Origin of the sequence: Sulfuritalea sp. (genome assembly GCF_031426875.1) — a bacterium.
Lineage (GTDB): Bacteria > Pseudomonadota > Gammaproteobacteria > Burkholderiales > Rhodocyclaceae > Sulfuritalea.
This window is the reverse complement of record NZ_JASJPC010000051.1, coordinates 17,017-38,696: the sequence shown is the minus strand read 5'-3', so window position 1 is coordinate 38,696 and position 21,680 is coordinate 17,017. Positions and strand designations below refer to the sequence as shown.

Annotated in this window: 19 protein-coding genes; 11 read left to right on the top strand and 8 right to left on the bottom strand. The window is 66.3% G+C overall.

Going from position 1 to position 21,680, the window contains the following annotated elements:
• Nucleotides 1-80 precede the first annotated feature (80 nt).
• Together RMO95_RS20155 and glgC are read right to left on the bottom strand one after the other, a co-directional pair.
• Nucleotides 81-1,832: a glycoside hydrolase family 57 protein gene (locus RMO95_RS20155; RefSeq protein WP_310452467.1), complete on the bottom strand. Its 1,752-nt coding sequence runs from the start codon at nt 1,830-1,832 to the stop codon at nt 81-83.
• The gene (gene glgC, locus RMO95_RS20150; RefSeq protein ID WP_310452466.1) at nt 1,829-3,133 is read right to left on the bottom strand and encodes a glucose-1-phosphate adenylyltransferase; all 1,305 of its coding nucleotides are present in this window, start codon (nt 3,131-3,133) and stop codon (nt 1,829-1,831) included. The genes RMO95_RS20155 and glgC overlap by 4 nt, the downstream gene beginning before the upstream one ends.
• 131 nt (nt 3,134-3,264) lie before the next feature.
• Between glgC and glgB the strand changes: the two genes are divergently transcribed.
• Complete coding sequence (gene glgB / locus RMO95_RS20145) at nt 3,265-5,418, top strand: 1,4-alpha-glucan branching protein GlgB (RefSeq protein ID WP_310452465.1); 2,154 nt, start codon at nt 3,265-3,267, stop codon at nt 5,416-5,418.
• Between the two features lie 17 nt (nt 5,419-5,435).
• Here glgB and RMO95_RS20140 read toward each other — a convergent pair whose 3' ends face one another.
• The 3 genes from RMO95_RS20140 to RMO95_RS20130 all read right to left on the bottom strand — a co-directional run bounded on the left by RMO95_RS20140 (nt 5,436) and on the right by RMO95_RS20130 (nt 7,783).
• Nucleotides 5,436-5,828: a DUF2934 domain-containing protein gene (locus RMO95_RS20140; protein WP_310452464.1), complete on the bottom strand. Its 393-nt coding sequence runs from the start codon at nt 5,826-5,828 to the stop codon at nt 5,436-5,438.
• Between the two features lie 72 nt (nt 5,829-5,900).
• On the bottom strand, nt 5,901-6,953 hold the full coding sequence (gene glk / locus RMO95_RS20135; protein WP_310452463.1) for a glucokinase: 1,053 nt from the start codon (nt 6,951-6,953) through the stop codon (nt 5,901-5,903).
• Entirely contained in the window at nt 6,950-7,783 is an 834-nt protein-coding gene (locus tag RMO95_RS20130) for a thymidylate synthase (RefSeq protein WP_310452462.1), read from the bottom strand. The genes glk and RMO95_RS20130 overlap by 4 nt, the downstream gene beginning before the upstream one ends.
• A gap of 180 nt (nt 7,784-7,963) precedes the next feature.
• Between RMO95_RS20130 and RMO95_RS20125 the strand changes: the two genes are divergently transcribed.
• Both RMO95_RS20125 and RMO95_RS20120 read left to right on the top strand, forming a co-directional pair.
• On the top strand, nt 7,964-9,457 hold the full coding sequence (locus RMO95_RS20125; protein ID WP_310452461.1) for a hypothetical protein: 1,494 nt from the start codon (nt 7,964-7,966) through the stop codon (nt 9,455-9,457).
• Between the two features lie 85 nt (nt 9,458-9,542).
• Nucleotides 9,543-10,292, top strand: coding sequence for a flagellar brake protein (locus tag RMO95_RS20120; protein ID WP_310452460.1), 750 nt, complete (start codon nt 9,543-9,545; stop codon nt 10,290-10,292).
• Between the two features lie 35 nt (nt 10,293-10,327).
• On the opposite strand, the gene mog is transcribed toward RMO95_RS20120, so the two are convergent.
• Both mog and RMO95_RS20110 read right to left on the bottom strand, forming a co-directional pair.
• Nucleotides 10,328-10,915, bottom strand: coding sequence for a molybdopterin adenylyltransferase (mog, locus tag RMO95_RS20115; protein ID WP_310452459.1), 588 nt, complete (start codon nt 10,913-10,915; stop codon nt 10,328-10,330).
• Between the two features lie 185 nt (nt 10,916-11,100).
• Entirely contained in the window at nt 11,101-11,850 is a 750-nt protein-coding gene (locus RMO95_RS20110) for a YdcF family protein (protein WP_310452458.1), read from the bottom strand.
• Between the two features lie 81 nt (nt 11,851-11,931).
• Between RMO95_RS20110 and RMO95_RS20105 the strand changes: the two genes are divergently transcribed.
• From RMO95_RS20105 to ubiA, 6 genes are all read left to right on the top strand, one after another.
• Entirely contained in the window at nt 11,932-13,227 is a 1,296-nt protein-coding gene (locus tag RMO95_RS20105; RefSeq protein WP_310452457.1) for an O-acetylhomoserine aminocarboxypropyltransferase/cysteine synthase family protein, read from the top strand.
• A 13-nt stretch (nt 13,228-13,240) separates the two neighbouring features.
• A complete protein-coding gene (locus tag RMO95_RS20100) occupies nt 13,241-13,699 on the top strand; it encodes an SPOR domain-containing protein (RefSeq protein WP_310452456.1) in 459 nt (152 codons plus the stop codon).
• Nucleotides 13,700-13,708: 9 nt separating this feature from the next.
• The gene (locus RMO95_RS20095) at nt 13,709-14,089 is read left to right on the top strand and encodes a RidA family protein (protein ID WP_310452455.1); all 381 of its coding nucleotides are present in this window, start codon (nt 13,709-13,711) and stop codon (nt 14,087-14,089) included.
• Nucleotides 14,082-16,166 carry an ATP-dependent DNA helicase RecG gene (gene recG / locus RMO95_RS20090; RefSeq protein ID WP_310452454.1) on the top strand — a complete coding sequence of 695 codons (2,085 nt, stop codon included), beginning with the start codon at nt 14,082-14,084 and terminating at the stop codon, nt 16,164-16,166. The genes RMO95_RS20095 and recG overlap by 8 nt, the downstream gene beginning before the upstream one ends.
• Nucleotides 16,163-16,708 carry a chorismate--pyruvate lyase family protein gene (locus RMO95_RS20085; RefSeq protein ID WP_310452453.1) on the top strand — a complete coding sequence of 182 codons (546 nt, stop codon included), beginning with the start codon at nt 16,163-16,165 and terminating at the stop codon, nt 16,706-16,708. Before recG ends, RMO95_RS20085 begins: the two co-directional genes overlap by 4 nt.
• A 79-nt stretch (nt 16,709-16,787) precedes the next feature.
• The gene (gene ubiA, locus RMO95_RS20080; RefSeq protein ID WP_310452452.1) at nt 16,788-17,675 is read left to right on the top strand and encodes a 4-hydroxybenzoate octaprenyltransferase; all 888 of its coding nucleotides are present in this window, start codon (nt 16,788-16,790) and stop codon (nt 17,673-17,675) included.
• A gap of 12 nt (nt 17,676-17,687) precedes the next feature.
• Here the strand turns inward: ubiA and RMO95_RS20075 are convergent, their stop codons facing one another.
• Nucleotides 17,688-19,487, bottom strand: coding sequence for an ATP-binding protein (locus RMO95_RS20075; protein WP_310452451.1), 1,800 nt, complete (start codon nt 19,485-19,487; stop codon nt 17,688-17,690).
• A 154-nt stretch (nt 19,488-19,641) separates the two neighbouring features.
• Here RMO95_RS20075 and ubiD point away from each other — a divergent pair, with 154 nt between their 5' ends.
• Nucleotides 19,642-21,177, top strand: coding sequence for a 4-hydroxy-3-polyprenylbenzoate decarboxylase (gene ubiD, locus RMO95_RS20070; protein WP_310452450.1), 1,536 nt, complete (start codon nt 19,642-19,644; stop codon nt 21,175-21,177).
• A gap of 65 nt (nt 21,178-21,242) precedes the next feature.
• Entirely contained in the window at nt 21,243-21,632 is a 390-nt protein-coding gene (locus RMO95_RS20065) for a hypothetical protein (RefSeq protein ID WP_310452449.1), read from the top strand.
• Nucleotides 21,633-21,680 lie beyond the last annotated feature (48 nt).

Genomic DNA, 21,680 nt, shown 5'->3' with positions numbered 1-21,680 from the left:
CCCATTTACCAGCTTGAGGCATTGAGAAGATTGCGTGTTTCATGATGCGAGGTGGTTCATCGGAGCCATGAGCGTTAGCTTCAGGATTCGGTGGCGCGCAGCATGGTACCGCCGCTGGCGGATTCCGATCCGGCGCAGATGGGCGTGTCGAGATGGGCGGGCGGCTGCAGTTGCAGCAGGTCGTAGAGGCGCGCCAGGTTGCGCCGGTACAGGTTGTCGAAGCTGGCCACCGCAACGGATGGGTGGTAGTCGCCGAACCACCAGAACCAGTCGGAGCTTTCGCAGATGGCCAATTGCGCTTCCACGGCGGCAACCTGCGCGGCATCGAGGCGTCCGCTGGCCAGCACCCGGTCGCAGCTTTGCTTGGCCTCGCACAGCAGATCCCAGCCGCGGTTCTTGGCCTTGTCGCCGATCCAGGTCGATAGCGTGCCATAGACCCAGCTGCCTGCCGTCAGGTGGGGCAGCTTGCTGGCGACCGGCGGCGTCGGCTGCGTCAGCAATGTACTGTAGGTCGTGGTGCGGATGCGCGGATGCTTGGCGAGCAGACCGTAGAGATCGTCGAAGAAGTAATAGCCGTTGTAGGGATAGTGTTCCCAGGCATTTTCGCCATCGAGGATGATGCTGACCACCGGCGTCTCGTTCTCGGCGGCGGCGTCGAGTATGGCCTCCAGTTGCAGCACGAGATGTTGCGCGGCGTCGCGGCCGTGCCATTTGGCATAGTCGAAGCCGATCAGGTCGGACAGCCGCTCGTCGCGGAAGAACAGCGTCAGGCCGGGAGCCTGATCCAGCCGCCAGGGGCGGTAGGCGGCGCGCGGGTCGGCAATACCGCTGGCGGCCAGGCTGTTTTTCAGCACGCCTTCGCCGCTGGCGATCCAGCGGCAACCGGCCGCCGCCAGATGCCTGACGAATTCCTCGGAGACCGCGCCTTCGGCCGGCCACATGCCGACCGGCGGTGCAGCGAAACGCCGCGCGTGGCTGACGCGCGCCGCGTCGATATGCGCGAGTACGCGGCTGCGGCCGCCGGGATAGGCCGCGCTGAAGGGCAGCGGCGCTTCGGGCAGGCTCTCGCGTGCGCTGCGAAAGTCGAGCATCAGCGGCGCCAGCGGATGTGTCTGCGGCGTCGACGACAGCTCCACCTGGCCGCGCTCCGCCAGCGCCCGCCAGCGCGGAATCAGCCCGGCGATCAGTTCGCCGATGCTCTGCAGCAACTGGCGGCGGTCGTCCGCGTCATAGCCTTCGCCCTGGCTCATCAGTTTGGCCAGCAGCGGATTGCGGCGTCTCTCGGTTTCGCCGGTCCAGGCCAGGTGGTACCAGGTCAGCAGGTCGGAGAAGTAGGCGCCCGAAAGATAGCTGTAGGCCGCTTCGCTTTCGTCGGTGAGCAGCAGGTAGATGTCGTGCAGGCGCTTGTACTGGGGGAAGGGGGCCAGCATGGTGGACTGGTTGCTGCGGAAGCAGGTCGCCAGCAGTACCTGCCGGTCTGCCTCGCCGATGTGCTCCAGGTCGGGCATCGCCAGCATGCGCAGCAGCGGATCGCGAAACCGGCCGCTGGCGAACTGCTGCGCGTAGTCCTCGATCTGGTCGAGCAGCACCGGCACCAGATTGACCACGCAGCGGATCTGCGGATGGCGTTCGAGATGCCCGGCCATGTCGACGTAGTCCTTCATCGCATGCAGATAGACCCAGGGCAGCACGAACTCCGTGCCGGGTTCGGTCGTCGCCGGGGCGCCAGCGCCAACTCTCTGCGTCCCTCCGGGAGCTTTCAGCGGCGCGCCATGATCGCGATAGTCCGGCTGATGCATATGCCAGAGAAATACCAGGTTGAGTTGTTTCATGTTCTTGGCGCGTCGGCCCGCGGCATACTGCGGGTCTCGGTCCAGCGCACATGATTCGCCGATTGACCGAGCATTCCGGGCGTGACCAGGGTGATGCCGCCGGCGCTGACGTGGAAGCGCTTGCGGTCGGCCTCGACGTCGTAGCCGATCGTCATGCCCTCGGGCACGCGGCAATGCTTGTCCATGACCACCCGGCGCAGCTTGGCGTGGCGTCCGATATCGACGTCGGGCAGGATCACCGAATCCGCGATCTCGGCGTAGCTGTGTATATGCACCCGGGAAAACAGCAGCGAGCGGCTCACGCTGGCGCCGCTGATGATGTCGCCGCCCGACACCAGCGAATCGACGGCCATGCCGCGCCTGCCCTCGTCATCGAAGACGAACTTGGCCGGCGGCAGTTGTTCCTGGTGGGTCCAGATCGGCCATTCTTCATCGTAGAGGTTGAGCTCGGGGGTGACCTTGGTTAGCTCCATGTTGGCCTCCCAATAGGCATCGATGGTGCCGGCGTCGCGCCAGTAGGGGATGCCGGTATGGTCCATGCCGACGCAGGAGTCGGCGAAATTGTGGGCATACACCCGATGGCGTTCGAGGCACTGTGCAATCAGGTCCTTGCCGAAGTCGTGCGCGGAGTGCGGGTCGTCGTGGTCGCGGATCAACTGCTCGTAAAGGAACTCGGCATTGAACACATACACGCCCATGCTGGCCAGGGCGCGGTCGGGGCGGCCGGGAATCGGCGGCGGATCCTTCGGCTTCTCGACGAAAGCCACGACGCGCTGCTGGGCGTCGACGTGCATGACGCCAAATTCGGTGGCCTCGGCGCGCGGCACATCGATGCAGGCGACGCTGAAATCGGCCTCACGCTGTACATGCTCAGACAGCATGCGCGCGTAGTTCATCTTGTAGATATGGTCGCCGGAGAGCACCAGCACGTACTTGGGCCGGTTGCGCCGGATCAGGCCGAGATTCTGAAACACCGCATCGGCCGTTCCCCGATACCAATACTCGCCAACCTGTTGCTGTGCCGGCAGGATATCGACGAATTCGTGAAAGCGGCCGTCGAGAAAGCTCCAGCCGCGCTGCAGGTGCTGGATCAGGCTCTGCGCCTTGTACTGGGTGGCGACGCCGATGCGGCGGACACCGGAATTGACGCAATTCGACAGCGTGAAGTCGATGATGCGGAATTTGCCGCCGAAAGGCACCGCCGGCTTCGAGCGCGAGTCGGTGAGCTGCATCAGGCGGCTGCCGCGTCCGCCGGCCAGCACGATGCCGAAAGTATTGCGGGCGATCTCGGCGGCTCTCATGGGCATGCCCCCGGTACGGACGAATGCCCAACGGTCCAGCTGCCGCCTAGTTCCAGAATCGATTGCATGGGGCCTTCTCCATAGCGGCTACAATCCGCACGATAGCAAAAAAACTCTTCGAATATATATCCATGTCGAATCCTTCCTGCGCCGCGTTGCTCGAAGCGCGTGAACACGATCCGTTCTCGGTGCTTGGCCTGCATGCCGAAGGTGCCGGCTGGCGCCTGCGCGTGTTGCGGCCGCAGGCCCGGTCGATCGCGGTGGAACTGGCGGATGGCAGTTGGGCGAAGCTCGCGCGCCGCGGCGGCAGCGACTTGTTCGAGTGGCAGGGAAGTACGCCACCGCCGCGGCCGTGGCGGCTGAACATCGATGGCGTGACGCACTACGATGCCTATGCCTTCGCGCCGCAGGTGCCGAGCGACGACCTGTATCTGTTCAATGCAGGCCGCCTGCGCCAGGCCTGGCGCACCCTGGGAGCGCTGGCGGAAACCCGCGACGGCATCGCCGGCGTCTGCTTTCGCGTCTGGGCGCCGAATGCCGAACGGGTTTCGGTGGTGGGCGCCTTCAATGGCTGGGATGGCCGCGTGCATCCGATGGCGACCCTGGGCGCGTCCGGGGTCTGGGAGCTGTTCATTCCCGAACTGCCCGCCGGCGCGCTGTACCGCTTCGAACTGCGCGTGCGCGGCAGCGGCGCGCTGCGCCTGAAGAGCGACCCGTATGCGCGCGCCTTCGAGCGGCGTCCGGCGACGGCCTGTTGCGTGACGCCGGATTCGGCGCACGTCTGGCACGACGCCGACTGGATGCAGGCGCGGGCACGGCGCGACTGGCAGGCCGCGCCGATGAGCACCTACGAAATGCATCTGGGCAGTTGGATGCGCCATCCCGACCGCAGCTTCTACAGCTACCGCGAACTGGCGGCGCGCCTGGTGCCCTATCTGGTCGAGTTGGGCTATACCCACGTCGAATTCATGCCGCTGATGGAGCATCCGCTCGACGAATCCTGGGGCTATCAATGCACCGGGTTCTTCGCCCCGAGTTCGCGCTTCGGCAGCCCCGACGAACTGCGCTTCCTGATCGACAGCCTGCACCAGGCCGGCATCGGCGTGATCCTCGACTGGGTGCCCGGCCACTTTCCGGCCGACGATTGGGCGCTGGCGCATTTCGACGGCACGGCGCTCTACGAGCACCAGGATCCGCAGCAGAAAATGCATCCCGACTGGGGCACGCACGTCTTCAACTACGGCCGCAACGAGGTCAGGAGCTTCCTGCTTTCCTCGGCGTATTACTGGCTGTCCGAGTTCCACGTCGACGCCCTGCGCGTCGATGCCGTGGCCTCGATGATCTATCTCGACTACTCGCGCAAGCCCGGCGAATGGACGCCGAACGTCCATGGCGGGCGCGAGAACCTCGAAGCGATCGCCTTCCTGCGCGAACTCAACGAAATGGTGCATGGCGAGTTCGCCGGTGCGCTGACCATTGCCGAGGAATCCACGGCCTGGCCGATGGTGTCGCGGCCGACCTGGCTGGGCGGCCTGGGTTTCTCGATGAAATGGAACATGGGCTGGATGAACGACACGCTGGACTACATGGCGCACGATCCGATACATCGCCGCTTCCATCATGAGCGCCTGACCTTCGGCCAGCTCTACGCCTACACCGAGAACTTCGTGCTGCCGCTGTCGCACGACGAAGTGGTGCACGGCAAGAGCTCCCTGCTGGGCAAGATGCCGGGCGACGAATGGCAGCGCTTTGCCAATCTGCGCCTGCTGCTGGCTTACCAGATGATGGCGCCGGGCAAGAAGCTGCAGTTCATGGGCGCCGAACTCGGGCAGCCCTGGGAATGGCGGGCCGGCGAAGAGCTGCCCTGGCATCTGCTGCAATACTCCTTGCATGACGGAGTCAAGAACCTGGTGGCCGAACTCAACCGGCTTTACGTGAATGAACCGTCCTTGCATGAACTCGACTTCTCCGCCGCGGGATTTCAGTGGATCGACTGCCATGATGCCGACCAGTCGGTGGTGAGCTGGCTGCGCCGCGCGCGCGACGGCCGCCATGCCGTGGTGGTGCTGAACTTCACGCCGGTGCCGCGCCACAACTACCGCCTTGGCGTGCCGCAGGCGCAGGATTACCTGGAACGGATCAACACCGATTCGGCGCACTACGGCGGCACCGACCTGGGCAACGGCGGCCGCGTCAGCGCCGCGCCGGTGCCCTGGATGGGCTTCCCCGCTTCGCTCGTCCTGAGCTTGCCGCCGCTGGCGGCGCTGGTGCTGCTGCCGGCCTGAGCGGGTTCGCGCCGGACCTAGCCGCCCAGGCGGCCTTGCGCCAGCAGGCGGTCGATCTCGGCCTCGGCCTGCACCCAGTCTTCGAGCGGGTTGCCCGGCGCAAAACCGCGCCGCTCGGCGATGTAATAGGCCGCCATCTCGATGTAATTCCTGCGTTGCTCGGGCGGGACGCCTTTCGGTTTCTTCGCGCGCGCAACTGCCGCCTTGGGCGCCGCTGCCTTGGGCAGCGCTTTAGCGGCAGCCGGTTTTGCCGCGACTTTCTTCGCTACCGGCTCCGGTTTCTTCACCGCGGGTGCCTTGGCCGGGGCTTTTACTTTGGCCGGGGCCTTCGGCTTGGCCGCAGCCACCCGTTTCGCCGGGGCCGCAGGTTTTGCGGACGCGCTCTTGGTGGTGTTCTTCGAATTTGTCATATATCTCTCCTCCGGGTTGTCAAAACCTGGCTGCCATATTGCGCCTGCCATATGACAGCCTATTGACGATGGTCAAGGCTTATGTGGGGCGGGCGCCAGATGCAGCGCCCCCTGGAGTCCCAGCAGCGGATCGGTGGCAACGTGGATCGGCATGCGCGCGGCGATATCGGCGTGCTCGGCCTTGGCATTGAAGGCGGCGAGGAAGCCGCTCTGGCGCAGCAGTGGCAGCAGCTTGGCGGCGATGCCGCCGGCCAGGAAAACCCCGCCGCGCGCCAGGCAGGTCAGCGCCATGTCGCCGGCAAAGGCGCCATAGGCGGCGAGAAACAGTTCCAGCGAGCGACGTTCGGCGCCATCCGGGTGGATCAGCGCCTGCGCGGCGATTTCCTCGGGCGGCAAATTCACGCCGGCGACGAACTCGTGGATGGCGGCCAGCCCCGGACCCGAAACCACTTTTTCCCAGGTGACGCGGCCGTGCCGCGCCTGGAGAAAAGTCCACAAGGCCATCTGCTGTGCGTCGGTCGGGGCGAAGGCGACATGGCCGCCCTCGCCGGCAAGAATCCGCCAGCTTGCGTCCTGCGGCAGGACGATGGCCATGCCGAGGCCGGTGCCGGCGCCGACCACGAGGCAGGGGGCGCCCGGCAGCGGCTCGCCCTGCTGCAGGGTCAGCAGATGCGCCGCGGATGAGTTCACGGCGCCCATTGCGGCGGCGGCGAAGTCATTCACCAGGCGCAAGCCGGGCAGGCCGAAGCGGGATGACAAGTCGTCGCTGTCGATGCTCCAGGGCAGGTTGGTCAGCCGTGCAGAGCGGCCGTCATCGGCGATCGGGCCGGCCATGGCGAGGCAGCCGCCGTCGATCCGCGAGGCGTCGGTCTGCGTGTCGGCGAGGAAGCTTGCGAGCAGGCTGGCGAAATCCTGAAAGTTGGCGTTGGCGTACCGGCGATCGACAATCAGACCGCTGTCGTCTGCCAGACCCAGCAGTGTCTTGGTGCCGCCTATGTCGCCGCACAGTAGAAGCTTTCCCCCCGCCCCCCTTTCTGGGAAAGGGGGTGACGATGGTTCGTCGGCTTTGCCTCCTCCGTGTTTGACTGGTCCCGCCTTGGGGCGGCCCGGCGGCGGGACGTTCACACGGCCACCGGCGCGGCGATGTGCGGATGGGGATCGTAGGCTTCGAGCGTGAAATCCTCGTAGCGGAAGCCGAAGATGTCCTTCACCTCGGGGTTCAGGCGCATCACGGGGCGCTGGCGCGGCTCGCGCGAAAGCTGCAGTCGGGCTTGTTCGAGGTGATTCGAGTAGAGGTGGCAGTCGCCGCCGGTCCATACGAAATCGCCCGGCGTCAGATCGCAGACCTGGGCCACCATCAGCGTGAACAGCGCATAGGAGGCGATGTTGAACGGCACGCCGAGGAAGATGTCGGCGCTGCGCTGGTAGAGCTGGCAGGACAGACGACCGCGTGAGTCGGCCGCGCCGGATGGCGCGGGTGCGACATAGAACTGGAACAGGGCGTGGCAGGGCGGCAGCTTCATCTGCGGGATGTCGGCCGGGTTCCAGGCCGAAACGATGTGCCGGCGCGAATCCGGATTCTTCTTCAGGCCCTCGATCAATTGCGTGATCTGGTCGATTTCCCCGCCCGGGTTGGCAACCGAGGCGGCCGGCCAGTGGCGCCACTGGTGGCCGTAAACCGGGCCGAGGTCGCCCTTGGCATCGGCCCAGTCGTCCCAGATCGAGACGCCGTTTTCCTTGAGATAACGGATGTTGGTGTCGCCCTGGAGGAACCACAGCAGTTCGTGGATGATCGAGCGCAGATGCAGCTTCTTGGTGGTCAGCAGAGGAAAACCATCCGCCAGATCGAAGCGCATCTGCCAGCCGAACACCGAGCGGGTGCCGGTGCCGGTCCGGTCGGATTTCTCGTGCCCGTGGTCGAGTACGTGGCGCATCAGGTCGAGGTAGGGGCGCATGGTTTTTGGCGGCAGGACTTATAATCGACCGCTCATTTTAGAGGCTATTCCGCCAGGAAACATCCATGACGCTTCCTCGCAGCGCATTGCAGCAGGCACGCGGCCTGACGCGGGAATGACACCGCCGATGCGACCGGCTATCCTGTAGCCCTATTACCGAAGTACCGAAGACCAAACTCCATGCTCGGATTCTTCTCCAACAAGCAGCCCGCCCATCCGCTGGCCGACCCGCGCGAAGCCAAGAACGTCCTGGCCGAGATCGGCGGTCGCGAGCCGCTCGATGCCATGGAAGACGCCAGCGCCTGGCTGGAGTCGATCGTCGCCGACGAGAGTTTCAAGCTGGCACAACGCCTGGACATCATCTTCAAGCTCGACGAAGCCGCGGCGGCGCAGGCGCGTCGTCTCGGCCGCGACTATCCGTCCCTGAGCGCCGCCGGTCGCTCCCAGGAAACACGGCAGTGGGAAGCCGGCCACGGCTATTGGCAGTTGCTGATCGACGCCTATGGCGACTGCCTTGCCCGCTTTCGTGCGGCGGGAAAGGACGGCGATGCCATCCGGCCCCAACTGCCCTTGCTCTACGCCCGCCTGATCGACGCACTGGCGGCCCAGTTCAAGTGGAAACAGTTTCGCTACGGGCCCGTTGATGCTCAATTCTGGGCGACGCTGGGCGGCATCTATCTCGCTGCGGTCGAGGCGAAAGTCGAACAGAAGTCGCTGCAGTTGTATGCCGGCAGCCCGGAAACCACGATCGAGGCGGTATACCTCAAGGTGCTGGTATTCCAGGCGACATCGATGGATAAGCTGCAGCCCCTGGAGATAGAGGTCGGCGAGCGTCTCATCGCCCACTTCCTGCCCCACTTTTCGCTGATTCGCGAACTGCGGCCGGATAACGTGTATTGGGTCGATGCCGCCAAACCGCTGCCGCCGACGCGGCTCGCAAAATTGCCGGAAGTGACGCCGACCCTGCGTTTCTTCAACGGCGTACGCGCCATGGAAGCGGTGGAAAAGACCATGGCGCAGATTCGCGCCGAGGGTCGCGTGCCGCCGGACATCAACATGGGGGCGCAATACGCCGCCGATACCGTGCTGCCGGTGCTGCAACACCTGGCGCTGTGCTGGGCGCCCAAGCCGCCGATGCGCAGCACGGCCCGGCGCCGCATCAGTTCGCCGCTGAAAGCCGTGAATGGGCTGGCCGCTGTGCACAAGCGGCTTTCGGGACGTGCCAACGGCAGCGAGGGAATCGAATCCTGGGCGGTCGACGATGTCAGCCTGGGCGGCCTCGGCGCGAGCGTGAGCATTTCGCGCAATGACTGGATCCGCGTCGGCTGCCTGGTCGGCCTGCAGCCCGACGGTGGCGAGAACTGGCTGGTCGGCATCGTGCGCCGCTATGTGCGCTCGGCACCGAACCAGGGTTCGGTCGGCGTCGAAACCATCTCGAAGTCACCGCGCGCCGTGCTCGCCGATGCCGGCGGACTGTGGACCGAGGCGCTGCTGCTGGATGTGCCCCAAGTCGGTGAATACGCCCGCATGGCCCTGCCGCCCGACGCGCTCGAAGACAAGGTGGCGCTGGTGTTCTCGCTCGACGACAAGACCGCGCGTTTGCATCCGCGCGAGACGCTGGCCAAGGGCGCCGACTACGTCATTGCCAACTTCTTCGTGCAGTCCTTCAGCTGAGCGTCCCGGTCCCATCCTGACAGCAGCGCGCGATGCTTGCGACCTGGACAGCCGTCCCCAGCCCGTCATTGCCAGCCCAAAACTGATGGAAACCTCAGAGCATGCCGACGACTGGACGCGGATTGCCGGGAGCACCCAGGTCCTGATCCGGTCGCGCATCGAGATAGCCGCCGTCCTGCAATCGCTGGTTGACGGCAATCATCCGCTGGTATCTCACCACCAGGTTCACGATCAGTTGTTCATCGCCAATTTGCACCGGGTATGCGCCGAGCAGAACTTGATTGTCGTTGGCTATAGCGACAACAAGACGGCCAATGCCGAAGTGTTTGCCGCGGGAGCCATACTCTTTCGTGCCAGCCATCCCAAGGGGTGCGTCGGATTCATGGCAAGCCATCCGGTCGAACAGGATGATCCGACGCGGGGAATTCGATTCGACTTTCCCGATGTCCTGTTCGTTGAGCAGCGGCGCGCGCACAAGCGTATCCAGGTCGTTCCCGAAACGAAGTTGAACTGTCTTGCCGACGCCGGTGGAATCACGCCGTTTGACGCCTGCATTGTCGATATCGGGCTGTCGGGCCTGGGCTTCATGGTCTATGACCCGGCAATCAATCTGCGGCCGGGTACGGTGCTCGCCGGGTGCCGCATCGACTTGCCTGATGGCAGCGTGGCTTGCGTGGACATACAGGTCATGAATTCGGTCCGGCTTGGCCTGCGGGACGGCAGCTCGGCTTGTCGCGCGGGATGCCGCTTCATCGGCGATCCGGACAAGATCGACAAGCTGCTGAAGGTTTTCGTCCTGGACCTCGAACGGCACGACGGGGAACGCGGCGACTGAACTCCGCCGTAGCGGAATGGCGATTCGCGATCCGGCTATTTTGCTTGGCGAATTGCCGACTTCGGGCGGAAGGCCTTGACCACCGCCTCGTCGGTTTCGACGTAAGGCCCGCCGATCAGGTCGAGGCAGTAGGGCACCGCGGCGAAGATGCCGGGCACGCGCTGCGTGCCGTCGGCATTGCGGGCTCCCTCCAGCGTTTCCTTGATCGCCTTCGGCTGTCCCGGCAGGTTGAGGATCAGCGATTTTCCCCGAATCACGCCGACCTGGCGCGATAGGATCGCGGTCGGCACGAAGGCCAGCGAGATCTGCCGCATCTGCTCGCCGAAGCCGGGCATGACTTTGTGCGCGACGGCCAGCGTGGCTTCCGGCGTCACGTCGCGCAGCGCCGGACCGGTGCCGCCAGTGGTCAGCACCAGGTGGCAGCCGGCGCTGTCGCAAAGTTCGATCAGGGTTTGCTCGATCTTCGCCTGCTCGTCGGGAATCAGCCGCGTCTCCATGCGCCAGGGCGAAGTCAGCGAGGCGCCGAACCATTCCTGCAGCGCAGGTATGCCCTTGTCTTCGTAGACGCCGCTGGAGGCGCGGTCGGAAATCGATACTAGGCCGATCAGCAGTTCATCGTTCATGGCTTCTCCGCAGGGCCGCCCCAAGGAGGAGCAGCAAAAAAATATGGAGCGGGCAACGCCCGCGAACAATGGTCGCCCACTTCCCTGGGGCGCAGGCGGGGTTTCGCGAAGCACTGCTTCGCGCCGCCGTAGCCGGCCGGCCGTACAGAGCCGGCCGTGGGGCAGGGGATGGGGGGATGGTCATCTTATTCCTTGAGGCGGTTGTAGAGTCGGCCGAGGTATTCGTTGAGCGCCCAGCGGCTGCGCACCAGTGCGCTGGGCAGCAGGTTCTCGACCATCGAGGGCGATCCGGTGCTGAAGGCCATCGGCGCCGGTATTACCTGCAGCCCCTGTTTCTCGAACAGTGCGATCGCGCGCGGCAGATGCCAGCCGTGGCTGACCAGGGCGATGCGCGTGACGCCCGCGGCTTTCAGCAGCGGCGCGGAGAGGCTGGCATTCTCCGCGGTGTCGCGCGAGGCGGTTTCGGCCCAGCGCACCTTGACGCCGAAGTCCTGTTCCAGCGCCTCCTTCATCGACTCGGCCTCGGCCCGCCCGCCGAAGGGGGCGCCGCCGCTGACCAGCAGCGGCAGGCCGGATTGCCGCGCCAGCCGCGCGCCGTAGCGCAGGCGCTCCAGCGTGGTGTAGCCGACGGTGTCGCCGCCGTATTCGGGCGCCGCGTGATACGAGCCGCCGCCGAGTATCACGATGGCCTGGACGCGCCGTAATTGTTCCGGCGCGATCGGCGGATGGGGTTCCAGCGGCGCCATCAGCGCGTTGCCGACGAAGGGCAGCGACAGCAGCAGCAGGCCCAGTAGCGAGAGCGTCGCCAGCCAGCGGCCGCCGCGCTGCCAGCGCCAACTCTTCGCGCGCGTCAGCCACAGGCCGCACAGCGCCAGCAGCAGCGGCCCGGCGGGCGGCAGGATCAGGGCGGCGAGGAGTTTCTTCAGCAGAAACATGGCTGGGAGAGGGGCTTGATCGCGTATTATGCGAGACGGCAGGGCCGCTATTATCGACGCAAATTACCCTGATCACGAATCATGACGGATCGCCAATTCGGTATCGAAACACTCTGCCTGCATGCCGGCGCCCAGCCGGACGCGGCGACCGGCGCGCGGGCGCTGCCGATCCACCAGACCACGTCCTTCGTCTTCGATTCGGCCGAGCATGCGGCCAGCCTGTTCAACCTGCAAACTTTCGGCAACGTCTATTCGCGCATCGGCAATCCGACCGTCGCCGCCTTCGAGGAGCGCATGGCGGCGCTCGAAGGCGGCCGCGCCGCGGTCGCGGCCGCCACCGGACTGGCGGCGCAGATCCTCGCGCTGCTGACCCTGTGCGAGGCCGGCGACCACATCGTCGCGGCGCGTTCGCTGTACGGCGGCAGTTTTTCGCAACTCGACGTCAGCCTGCGCAGGTTGGGCATAGAGACCAGTTTCGTCGATTCCGACGATTCCGAAAATTTCCGCGCCGCGCTGAGCGCCAGGACCAAATGCGTGTTCGCCGAGACCGTCGCCAATCCGCGGCTCAACGTGCTCGACATCGCCGCGGTAGCGGCCGTCGCCCATGCCCATGGCGTACCGCTGATCATCGACAACACCGTGCCCTCGCCCTACCTGTGCCGGCCCTTCGAGCACGGCGCCGACATCATCGTGCACTCGGCGACCAAGTTCCTCGGCGGCCACGGCACGACCTTGGGCGGCGTGGTGATCGAGTCCGGCAAATTCGACTGGGGCAACGGCAAGTTCCCCGGCATGACCGATCCCTCGGCCGGCTATCACGGCGTCAAGTTCTACGAGACCTTCGGCGATTTCGGCTTCACCATGAAGGCGCGCATGGAAACCCTGCGCACCTTCGGACCCGCGCTGTCGCCGTTTTCGGCCTGGCAGTTGATGCAGGGCATCGAGACCCTGCCGTTGCGCATGGACAGGCATTGCGAAAATGCTTTGGCCGTGGCGCGGCATCTCGAAAACCATCCGCGCGTGGCCTGGGTCAATTATCCGGGCCTGCCCGCCAGCCCCGGCTATGCGCTGGCGCAGCGCTACCTCGGCAGGCCGCGGCAGCCGGGCGCGGGGGCGATCCTGAGCTTCGGCGTCAAGGGCGGCCAGGCCGCCGGCGAACGCTTCATCGACGCCCTGCAGTTCTGCTCCCACCTGGCCAATATCGGCGATGCCAAGACACTGGTGATCCATCCCGCCTCGACCACCCATCGGCAACTCGCCGAGGCCGACCAGCGCGCCTCCGGCGTGACGCCGGACATGGTGCGCCTGTCGGTCGGACTGGAGACCCTGGACGACATCCTTTGGGACATCGATCAGGCGCTGGAGCGTTGTGCATGATGGCCGGCCGGCAATGAACCAAACGCCGCCAGCCGATGCCGATGCCGAAGCGACGCCCGCGGATTTCCGCCGCAAGCGCCTGGTCAACAGCGTCATCGTCGTCGCCCTGCTGGTGGTAGGCGTGCTGGGCAGCGTCGCGATGCTGTATCAGCTCTACGGGACGGGCGATCTGGCCAAGGCCACCCCGCCGGCCAAGCCGGCCACCGCCGCTGTCGAATCCGCGGCACCAGTCGTGGCACCTGCCGCGGCGGCCGGCACGGGCCGTTTCGCCCTGCGGCTGCACGCCTTCAGCGATGTGGCGACGGCCGAGGATCTGCGCGCGAAGCTGGACGCACTGAAGATTCCCTCCAGCATCAGCGTCGAGGCCAAGGTTCAGGTCGGCCCGTTCAAATCCAGGGAAGAAGCCGAAGCCGCGCGGGTCAAACTCAAGGAACTGGGCATCTACGGCGGCGAGCTGGTCACCCTCAAATAGGACAAAATCATGAGTCGAAAAATCATTTCCACCACTGCCGCGCCGGCCGCGATCGGCACTTATTCCCAGGCGGTGCAGGTCGGCAACACGGTCTATATGTCGGGCCAGATCGGCCTCGATCCGGCGACCATGCAGATGGTCGAGGGCATCGAAGCGCAGATCGTGCGCGTCTTCGAGAACCTCAAGGCCGTCGCCGAGGCGGCCGGCGCCACGCTGAACGATGCGGTCAAGCTCAACATCTACCTGACCGACCTGGCCAACTTCGCCAAGGTGAATGAAACCATGGCGAAGTATCTGCGCGAGCCCTTCCCGGCGCGCGCTGCGGTGGGCGTCAAGGAACTGCCGCGCGGCGCCCTGGTCGAGGCGGACGCCGTGCTCGTCCTTGGCTGACCAGCCGGCCGCCAACACCCTCGCGGCCCGGCTGGCGCGGCTCGGCCTGCGCAGCGACGCCGATTTCGTCCTCCACCTGCCGCTGCGCTACGAAGACGAAACGCGCATCACCGCGCTACGCGACGCGCGGCCCGGCGTCGCGGCGCAGTTCGAGGTCGCGGTGGTCGATAGCGAGATCGCCTACCGTCCGCGCCGCCAGCTGCTGGCGCGGGTCAGGGATGCCGGCGGGGTGCTCTCGCTGCGCTTTCTGAACTTCTATCCAAGCCAACAGAAAGTGCTGCAGCCCGGCGCGCGCCTGCGTGTCTTCGGCGAGGTGCACGAAGGCTACCTCGGCCCCGAGATCATCCATCCGCGCTTCCATGTGGTCGGCGCCGGCGAGCCGCTGCCGGAATGCCTGACGCCGGTCTATCCGACCACCGCCGGACTCGGCCAGGCGACGTTGCGCCGTCTGATCGAACGCGCCCTGGCGCGCGCCGACCTGGCCGACACGCTGGCGCCCGAACTGCGCCAGCGCCTGAACCTGCCCGAATTTGCAGATGCGATCCGCCTGCTGCACACGCCGCCGCCCGAGATGACCCAGGCCGCGCTCGAAGCCCGCGAGCATCCGGCCTGGCGCCGCGTGCAGTTCGACGAGCTGCTGGCGCAGCAACTCAGCCTGCGCCGCGCCTACAGTGCGCGGCGTGCGCGCGGCGCGCCGCCTTTGGTGGCGACCGCGACGCTGACCACAGCGCTGCTCGCGGCGCTGCCGTTTCGCCTGACCCGTGCGCAGCAGCGCGCCTGGCGCGAGATCGCCGGCGATCTCGGCCAGCCGCATCCGATGCAGCGCCTGCTGCAGGGCGACGTCGGCAGCGGCAAGACCGTGGTCGCCGCGCTGGCCATGCTGCATGCAGTGGAAGCCGGTTACCAGGCGGCGCTGATGGCGCCCACCGAAATCCTCGCCGAGCAGCATTACCGCAAGCTTGCGGCCTGGCTGGAGCCGCTAGGGCTAGAGGTCGCCTGGCTCACCGGTAGCCTCAGGAAGCGCGAGAAAGAGGCCGCGATCGCAAGAGTTGGCGCTGGCGACACGCCGATCGCGATCGGCACCCACGCCCTGATCGAGGACAAGGTCGAGTTCGCCCGCCTGGGCCTCGCGATCGTCGACGAGCAGCACCGTTTCGGTGTGCGCCAGCGTCTGGCGCTCAAGGAGAAAGGGACTTTCGCGCACCAACTGGCGATGTCGGCGACGCCGATTCCGCGCACCCTGGCCATGAGCTACTACGCCGACCTCGACGTCTCGGTGCTCGACGAGCTGCCGCCCGGACGCAGCCCGGTCACCACCAAGCTGGTCGCGGAAGCGCGTCGCGACGAGGTCCTGGTGCGCGTGCACGAAGCCTGCCGCGGCGGGCGTCAGGCCTACTGGGTTTGCCCGCTCATTGAAGAAAACGGAGTTTCGGCGGAGGCTAACGTGAGCGCAGCGAACGTTAAGCGTAGCGGCCGGAGCCAGAACGCCGTTTTGCAGCTCAAGACTGCCGAGGAGACTTACGCTCGGCTCGTCGCCGAGCTGCCCGATCTGCGCGTCGGCCTGGTGCACGGCCGGCTCAAGGCCGCCGACAAGGCCGCCGTGATGGCCGCCTTTGTGGCGAACGAGATCCAGGTGCTGGTGGCGACCACGGTGATCGAGGTCGGCGTCGATGTGCCCAATGCCAGCCTGATGGTGATCGAGCACGCCGAGCGCTTCGGCCTCGCGCAACTGCACCAGCTGCGCGGACGCGTCGGCCGCGGTGCGGCGCAATCGGCCTGCATCCTGCTCTACGCCCAGCCGCTGGGCGAACTGGCGCGGGCGCGGCTGAAGGTGATCTTTGAATCCACCGACGGCTTCGCGATCGCGCGCGAAGACCTGCGCCTGCGCGGCCCCGGCGAGTTCATCGGCGCGCGCCAAAGCGGCCTGCCGCTGTTGCGCTACGCCGACCTGGAAGACGCGGCGCTGGTGGAGCAGGCCCGCGCCGTGGCCGAAGACATGCTGCAGGCCGCGCCGCAGCGGGCCGAGGCACATTTGCAGCGCTGGCTGGGCGGTCGCGAGGAATTGCTCAAGGCATGAGGCTGAAAAATCGCCGGGCTCGTGGCCGCGACGCCGGCGGCTGGCTGGCGCTCGGTAGCGCGGGCAGCGGCCGACGCCACGCCGCGTGCGCCTGGCTACGCGAAACCGGTTCGCTCACCGCGCGCCTGCAGCAGTCCGGGCCGACGGCCGTGCAGCTCTTGTACCAGGGCCTGCGCCGGCCCCCGCGCGACGAGTGGCGCGTGCTGCGCCTGGCCGCCGGCCGCGTCGCGCCGGTGCGCGAAGTGGTGTTGCGGGTCGCCGGCCGCGTTGCGGTGTTTGCCCATACCGCCGCCAATCGCGCGGCATGGAAGCTGCTGCGCCGCGCCGGCCGGCGCCCGCTGGCGGCTGTGCTGTTTACCGATCCGCGGGTCAAGGCCGGGCCGCTTTACTACCGCCAGGTCGATGCGAGACATCCGCTGTATCGCGCCGCCGCGTCCTGGTGCGAGGGCACCGCACCGTGCCGCCTGCCGGCCCGGCGTGCGCTGTTCGCGCGCGGCGCCGCGCGCCTCCTGATCACCGAAGTCTTTCTTCCCTGGTCATAGGACCACGCATGAGCCCCCAGTCCGCGCTGCTGCGCCCGAAGTTGCCGCGCTGCGCGGTGACTGCCGGTAAAATTCGCGCATGAAATTCGCCGAACTCAAACACCGCCTCGACCTCTACGAAAAACTCATGCGGCTGGACAAGCCGATCGGCACGCTGCTGCTGCTGTGGCCCACGCTGTGGGCGCTGTGGCTGGCGACCCGGGGTCAGCCGCACTGGATGCTGGTCTGGATCTTCGCCCTCGGCACGCTGCTGATGCGCTCGGCCGGCTGCGTCATCAACGACTATGCCGACCGCGATTTCGATCCCCATGTCGAACGCACCAAGGGAAGGCCGCTGGCGGCGCGCGTGGTGTCGGTGCGCGAGGCGCTGGTGCTGGCCGGCATACTGATTTTTTGCGCCTTCCTGCTGATCCTGCCGATCTTTCGCGAGGTCTGGTGGCTGGCGCTGATCGCCGTGTTTCTCGCCGCCAGCTATCCTTTCACCAAGCGCTTCTTCGCCCTGCCGCAGGCCTATCTCGGCATCGCCTTCGGCTTCGGCATACCGATGGCCTTCGCCGCGGCGACCGGCGAAGTCGGCGCCCTGGGCTGGACGCTGCTGGTCGCCAATATCTTCTGGGCCCTGGCCTACGACACCGAGTACGCGATGGTCGACCGTGAGGACGATCTCAAGATCGGCATCCACACCGCCGCGATCACCTTCGGTCGCTTCGACGTGGTGGCGGTGATGCTCTGCTATGCCGCGACGCTCGGCATCCTTGCCGTGGTCGGCTGGGATCTGGGCTACGGCGCCGGCTATTTCGCCGGTCTGAGCGCCGCCGCGGCGCTGGCCGGTTATCACTACACGCTGATCCGCGAACGCCGCCGCGAGGGCTGCTTTGCGGCTTTCCGCCACAACAACTGGTTCGGTGCGGCGATCTTCGCCGGCATCGTCGCCGAACTCAATCTGCTGCCCTGGCTGGCGCAGTGACGCGCCCGAGGCTCACGAAGCGGGCGGTTCGGCCCGGCTGTCTTCCTGCAGGTTCGCTGTAATCACCTTGCTCAGGGCGGCGCGCAAGCGCGCCGGCTTGATGGGTTTGTGCAGCATGATGAGCTGGGCTTCCCGTGCCGCCTGCAACGTCGCCTGGCTCGTATCCCCGGTGATCAGCAGCGCCGGCAACTGGCTGCCGTAACGGTCGCGCAGCGCGGCAATCGCATCTATGCCATTGCCCTGGCCGGGCAATCCCATGTCGGAGATCACCGCGTCGATCGCCGCGGGGCCGGCCGCGGCCCGGTCGAGCGCCTCGGCGACGGAGCCGGCCGTCGTCACCTCGCAGCCCCAGCCTTGCAGCAGCTCGCACATGCCGGTGCGGATGGCCTCCTCGTCGTCGACCATGAGTATGCGGCAGCCGGCGAGGTTGCCCATGATCTGCGCCTGTTCCGCGTCGGGCAGTTGCGCGTCGGACCGGCCGTCGGCCGGAGTGGCCAGCGGTACGCAGACGCTGAAGCAGGAGCCCCGTCCCGGCTCGGAGCGCATGGCCAACGCATGGCCAAGCAGGCGTACCACGCGCTCGACGATGGCCAGGCCGAGTCCGAGTCCCTGGCTGCGGTCGCGGGCCTTGTTGCCGATCTGGTAGAACTCGGCAAAGATCGCCGAATGCTGGTCGGGAGCAATGCCGATGCCGGTATCGAGCACCTCGATGGCGAGTTGCCCGTTGCGGCGCCGGCAGCCGAGCAATACGCGGCCGGACGGCGTATAGCGCAGCGCATTGGAAAGCAGGTTGCGCAACACCTGGCCGAGCAGCACCGGATCGCTGGTGACGCAAGCCGAACAGGGCCGCACGCGCAGGCGGATTCCGGTCTGCCCGGCGACCGGCATGAATTCGCTCTCCATCTGGTGCAGCAGGGCCTGCACCGGAAAGCCGCGGCAATCCGGGGTGATGACATTGGCGTCGAGGCGTGACACGTCGAGCAGGGCGTCGAGCAGGGTCTTCATGCCCTCGGCGGCTTTCTGGGCGTTGGCGAGGATCTTGCCGGCTGGGTCGGCGCCCTGGATCTCCTGGCCCAGCAGTTCGTGAAAGATCGACAAGGCCTGCATCGGCTGGCGCAGGTCGTGGCTGGCGGCGGCCAGGAAACGCGCCTTGGCCAGATAGGCCTGTTCCGCCGCATCGCGCTGCACGGTGAGTTCCCTGGCCAGTCTTTCGTTGCGGAAGCGCAGTTGCTGGGCCTCGATGAAAACCCGGTTGCGCTTGCGCGCCTGCCAGATCGTCATCGGCAAGAAGACCAGCAGCATCACGCCGAGGATGGTGTGCAGGCGGTCGCCGACGGTCAGCAGCCAGATCGCAGGCGGGCCGATCGAGGCGAGGATGTAGGCGCGCGAGGGCGGGACATAGGAAAAACCTTCGGAAGCGTTGCTCGAGGCAGCCACCGTGATCACGGTCAGGATCAGCAACTGCAATTCCGTCGGCAGGTGCGCCAGCATGGCCGTGTTGGCAAAGCCCCAGCAAACGCCGGACAGGCCGCCGCTGATGGCCTGGCTGCGCCCCCATTCCAGGCTGCTGCGGCTGGCCGGCGCGCGGTGGTATTGCCGGATCAGCCAGGCGCGCACCAGGGTGACCACATAGAGGGCAAACAGGGCCGGCTGCCAGGTCCAGGCCGGAATGCCGTCATGCACCACATACACCAGCAGGCTCAGTACCAGCGCACCGGCGAGGTTCTGGTCGTTGGTCTCGCTGAAAAAAGCCCTGATCTGCTCGGCCTTGACCACCGCCCGCTCTTCAGCCGAATGGAACGCTATGGACATCGTGCGTCATGAATTGTCTGGGAGGCGAATAGTATCAAGACTGCATTTGTGCAGCGCGCAAAGTTCTCATGGCGGCGTGGTGCCGGCATCAACTCTTGTCGGCTCTGGTCCGGCCAATGAAGCGGGCCGGGGTGAGGACGGTTAAAATCCGAATATGAGATATACCGACCTGCGCGATTTCATTGCCCAACTCGAAACGCTGGGTGAGCTCAAGCGGATCGTGGTCGAAGTCGATCCGCACCTGGAGATGACCGAAATCGCCGATCGCGTGTTGCGTGCCGGCGGGCCCGCACTGCTGTTCGAGAAGCCCAAGGGGCACTCGATGCCGGTGCTGGCCAATTTGTTCGGCACGCCGCGCCGGGTGGCCTTGGGCATCGCCGTCGCCGAAGGCGAGGAGGGCGTGGAGCTGGACTGGAAAGTCCGCCTGCGCGAAGTCGGCACCCTGTTGGCCTACCTCAAGGAACCCGAGCCGCCGAAGGGCCTCAAGGATGCCTGGGACAAGCTGCCGGTGCTGAAGCAGGTGCTCAACATGGCGCCCAAGCTGGTGAGTTCGGCACCCTGCCAGGACCTCGTCTGGGAAGGCCGGGAGGTCGATCTTGGCCGTCTGCCGGTGCAGACCTGCTGGCCGGGCGACGCGGCGCCGCTGATCACCTGGGGCCTGGTCGTCACGCGCGGACCGGCCAAGACCCGGCAGAACCTCGGCATCTACCGCCAGCAGGTCATCGCGCCGAATAAAGTCATCATGCGCTGGCTGGCCCATCGTGGCGGCGCGCTGGACTATCGCGAGCATTGCGCGGCCCACCCCGGCGAGCCCTTCCCGGTCGCGGTGGTGATCGGCGCCGATCCGGCGACGATCCTGGCGGCCGTAACGCCGGTGCCCGACACGCTCTCCGAATACCAGTTCGCCGGCCTCCTGCGCGGCGCCAAGACGGAACTGGTCAAGTGCCTGGGCTCCGAGCTGCAGGTGCCGGCCAGAGCCGAGATCGTGCTCGAAGGCGCGATTTACCCAACTGAGCATCCCGGCGAGTATGAGACGGCGGCGGAAGGCCAAAAATACGAAACGGCCCTGGAAGGGCCGTTTGGCGACCACACCGGCTACTACAACGAGGTGTCCGAGTTCCCCGTGTTCACCATCGATCGCATCACGCAACGCCGCGATGCGATCTATCACTCCACCTACACCGGCAAGCCGCCCGACGAGCCGGCCATGCTCGGCCTGGCCTTGAACGAAGTCTTCGTCCCGCTGCTGCAGAAGCAGTTTCCCGAGATCGTCGATTTCTACCTGCCGCCCGAGGGCTGCTCCTACCGCATGGCCGTGGTCAGCATCAGGAAGCAGTATCCGGGGCACGCCAAGCGCGTGATGTTCGGCATCTGGTCCTTCCTGCGCCAGTTCATGTACACCAAGTTCATCATCGTCACCGACGACGATATCGACGTGCGCTCCTGGCCGGAAGTGATCTGGGCCCTGACCACCCGCGTCGATGCGGCGCGCGATACCCTGATTGCCGAGAATACGCCCATTGATTACCTCGACTTCGCTTCACCGGTGGCCAGCCTGGGGAGCAAAATGGGCATCGATGCGACCAACAAGTGGTCCGGCGAGACCACGCGCGAATGGGGCCGTCCGATCGCCATGGACGCCGCCGTGAAGCAGCGCGTCGATGCGCTGTGGCAAGAACTGGGACTCTAGGAGGTGCGATGACCGAACCAACGATTCCTGTGGATATTGACGCGGACGATCATCAGGAAGGGCCATTGGACGGACCCCGGGCCTGGTGCCATGTGATGTACGGGCTGCATGCGGTTTCGGCGGCGTCCGGCATCCTGAGTTCGGCCACCATCATCGGCGCCTTCGTCTTCGGCTGGCCGTCGATCATTGCCGTGATCATCAATTACGTCACCCGCGACAAGGTGCGCGGCACCTGGCTGGCCAGCCACTGGCGCTGGCAGCTGCGCAGCTTCTGGTTCGCCGCCTTGTGGCTGCTGGTGGCGGGCCTCCTGGCCTTCACCCTGATCGGCATTCCGGCGGCCTTCATGGTCATCGTCGGTACCGGGCTGTGGGTGCTCTACCGCGTGATTCGCGGCTGGATGGCCCTGCTCGACCGGCGCGCCATGCCGATGCCGCCGTCGGCCGTGGCGGCCTGATTCCGGCCTGCCGACGACACTCCTGCCGGGCGTAGGCAGAATCCCGGC

Bases quoted from the DNA above. Each gene is read 5' to 3' on its own strand.
- RMO95_RS20155 (WP_310452467.1), bottom strand. From the start codon at position 1,832: ATGAAACAACTCAACCTGGTATTTCTCTGGCATATGCATCAGCCGGAC.
- glgC (WP_310452466.1), bottom strand. From the start codon at position 3,133: ATGAGAGCCGCCGAGATCGCCCGCAATACTTTCGGCATCGTGCTGGCC.
- glgB (WP_310452465.1), top strand. From the start codon at position 3,265: ATGTCGAATCCTTCCTGCGCCGCGTTGCTCGAAGCGCGTGAACACGAT.
- RMO95_RS20140 (WP_310452464.1), bottom strand. From the start codon at position 5,828: ATGACAAATTCGAAGAACACCACCAAGAGCGCGTCCGCAAAACCTGCG.
- RMO95_RS20130 (WP_310452462.1), bottom strand. From the start codon at position 7,783: ATGCGCCCCTACCTCGACCTGATGCGCCACGTACTCGACCACGGGCAC.
- RMO95_RS20125 (WP_310452461.1), top strand. From the start codon at position 7,964: ATGCTCGGATTCTTCTCCAACAAGCAGCCCGCCCATCCGCTGGCCGAC.
- RMO95_RS20120 (WP_310452460.1), top strand. From the start codon at position 9,543: ATGGAAACCTCAGAGCATGCCGACGACTGGACGCGGATTGCCGGGAGC.
- mog (WP_310452459.1), bottom strand. From the start codon at position 10,915: ATGAACGATGAACTGCTGATCGGCCTAGTATCGATTTCCGACCGCGCC.
- RMO95_RS20110 (WP_310452458.1), bottom strand. From the start codon at position 11,850: ATGTTTCTGCTGAAGAAACTCCTCGCCGCCCTGATCCTGCCGCCCGCC.
- RMO95_RS20105 (WP_310452457.1), top strand. From the start codon at position 11,932: ATGACGGATCGCCAATTCGGTATCGAAACACTCTGCCTGCATGCCGGC.
- RMO95_RS20100 (WP_310452456.1), top strand. From the start codon at position 13,241: ATGAACCAAACGCCGCCAGCCGATGCCGATGCCGAAGCGACGCCCGCG.
- RMO95_RS20095 (WP_310452455.1), top strand. From the start codon at position 13,709: ATGAGTCGAAAAATCATTTCCACCACTGCCGCGCCGGCCGCGATCGGC.
- RMO95_RS20085 (WP_310452453.1), top strand. From the start codon at position 16,163: ATGAGGCTGAAAAATCGCCGGGCTCGTGGCCGCGACGCCGGCGGCTGG.
- ubiA (WP_310452452.1), top strand. From the start codon at position 16,788: ATGAAATTCGCCGAACTCAAACACCGCCTCGACCTCTACGAAAAACTC.
- RMO95_RS20075 (WP_310452451.1), bottom strand. From the start codon at position 19,487: ATGTCCATAGCGTTCCATTCGGCTGAAGAGCGGGCGGTGGTCAAGGCC.
- ubiD (WP_310452450.1), top strand. From the start codon at position 19,642: ATGAGATATACCGACCTGCGCGATTTCATTGCCCAACTCGAAACGCTG.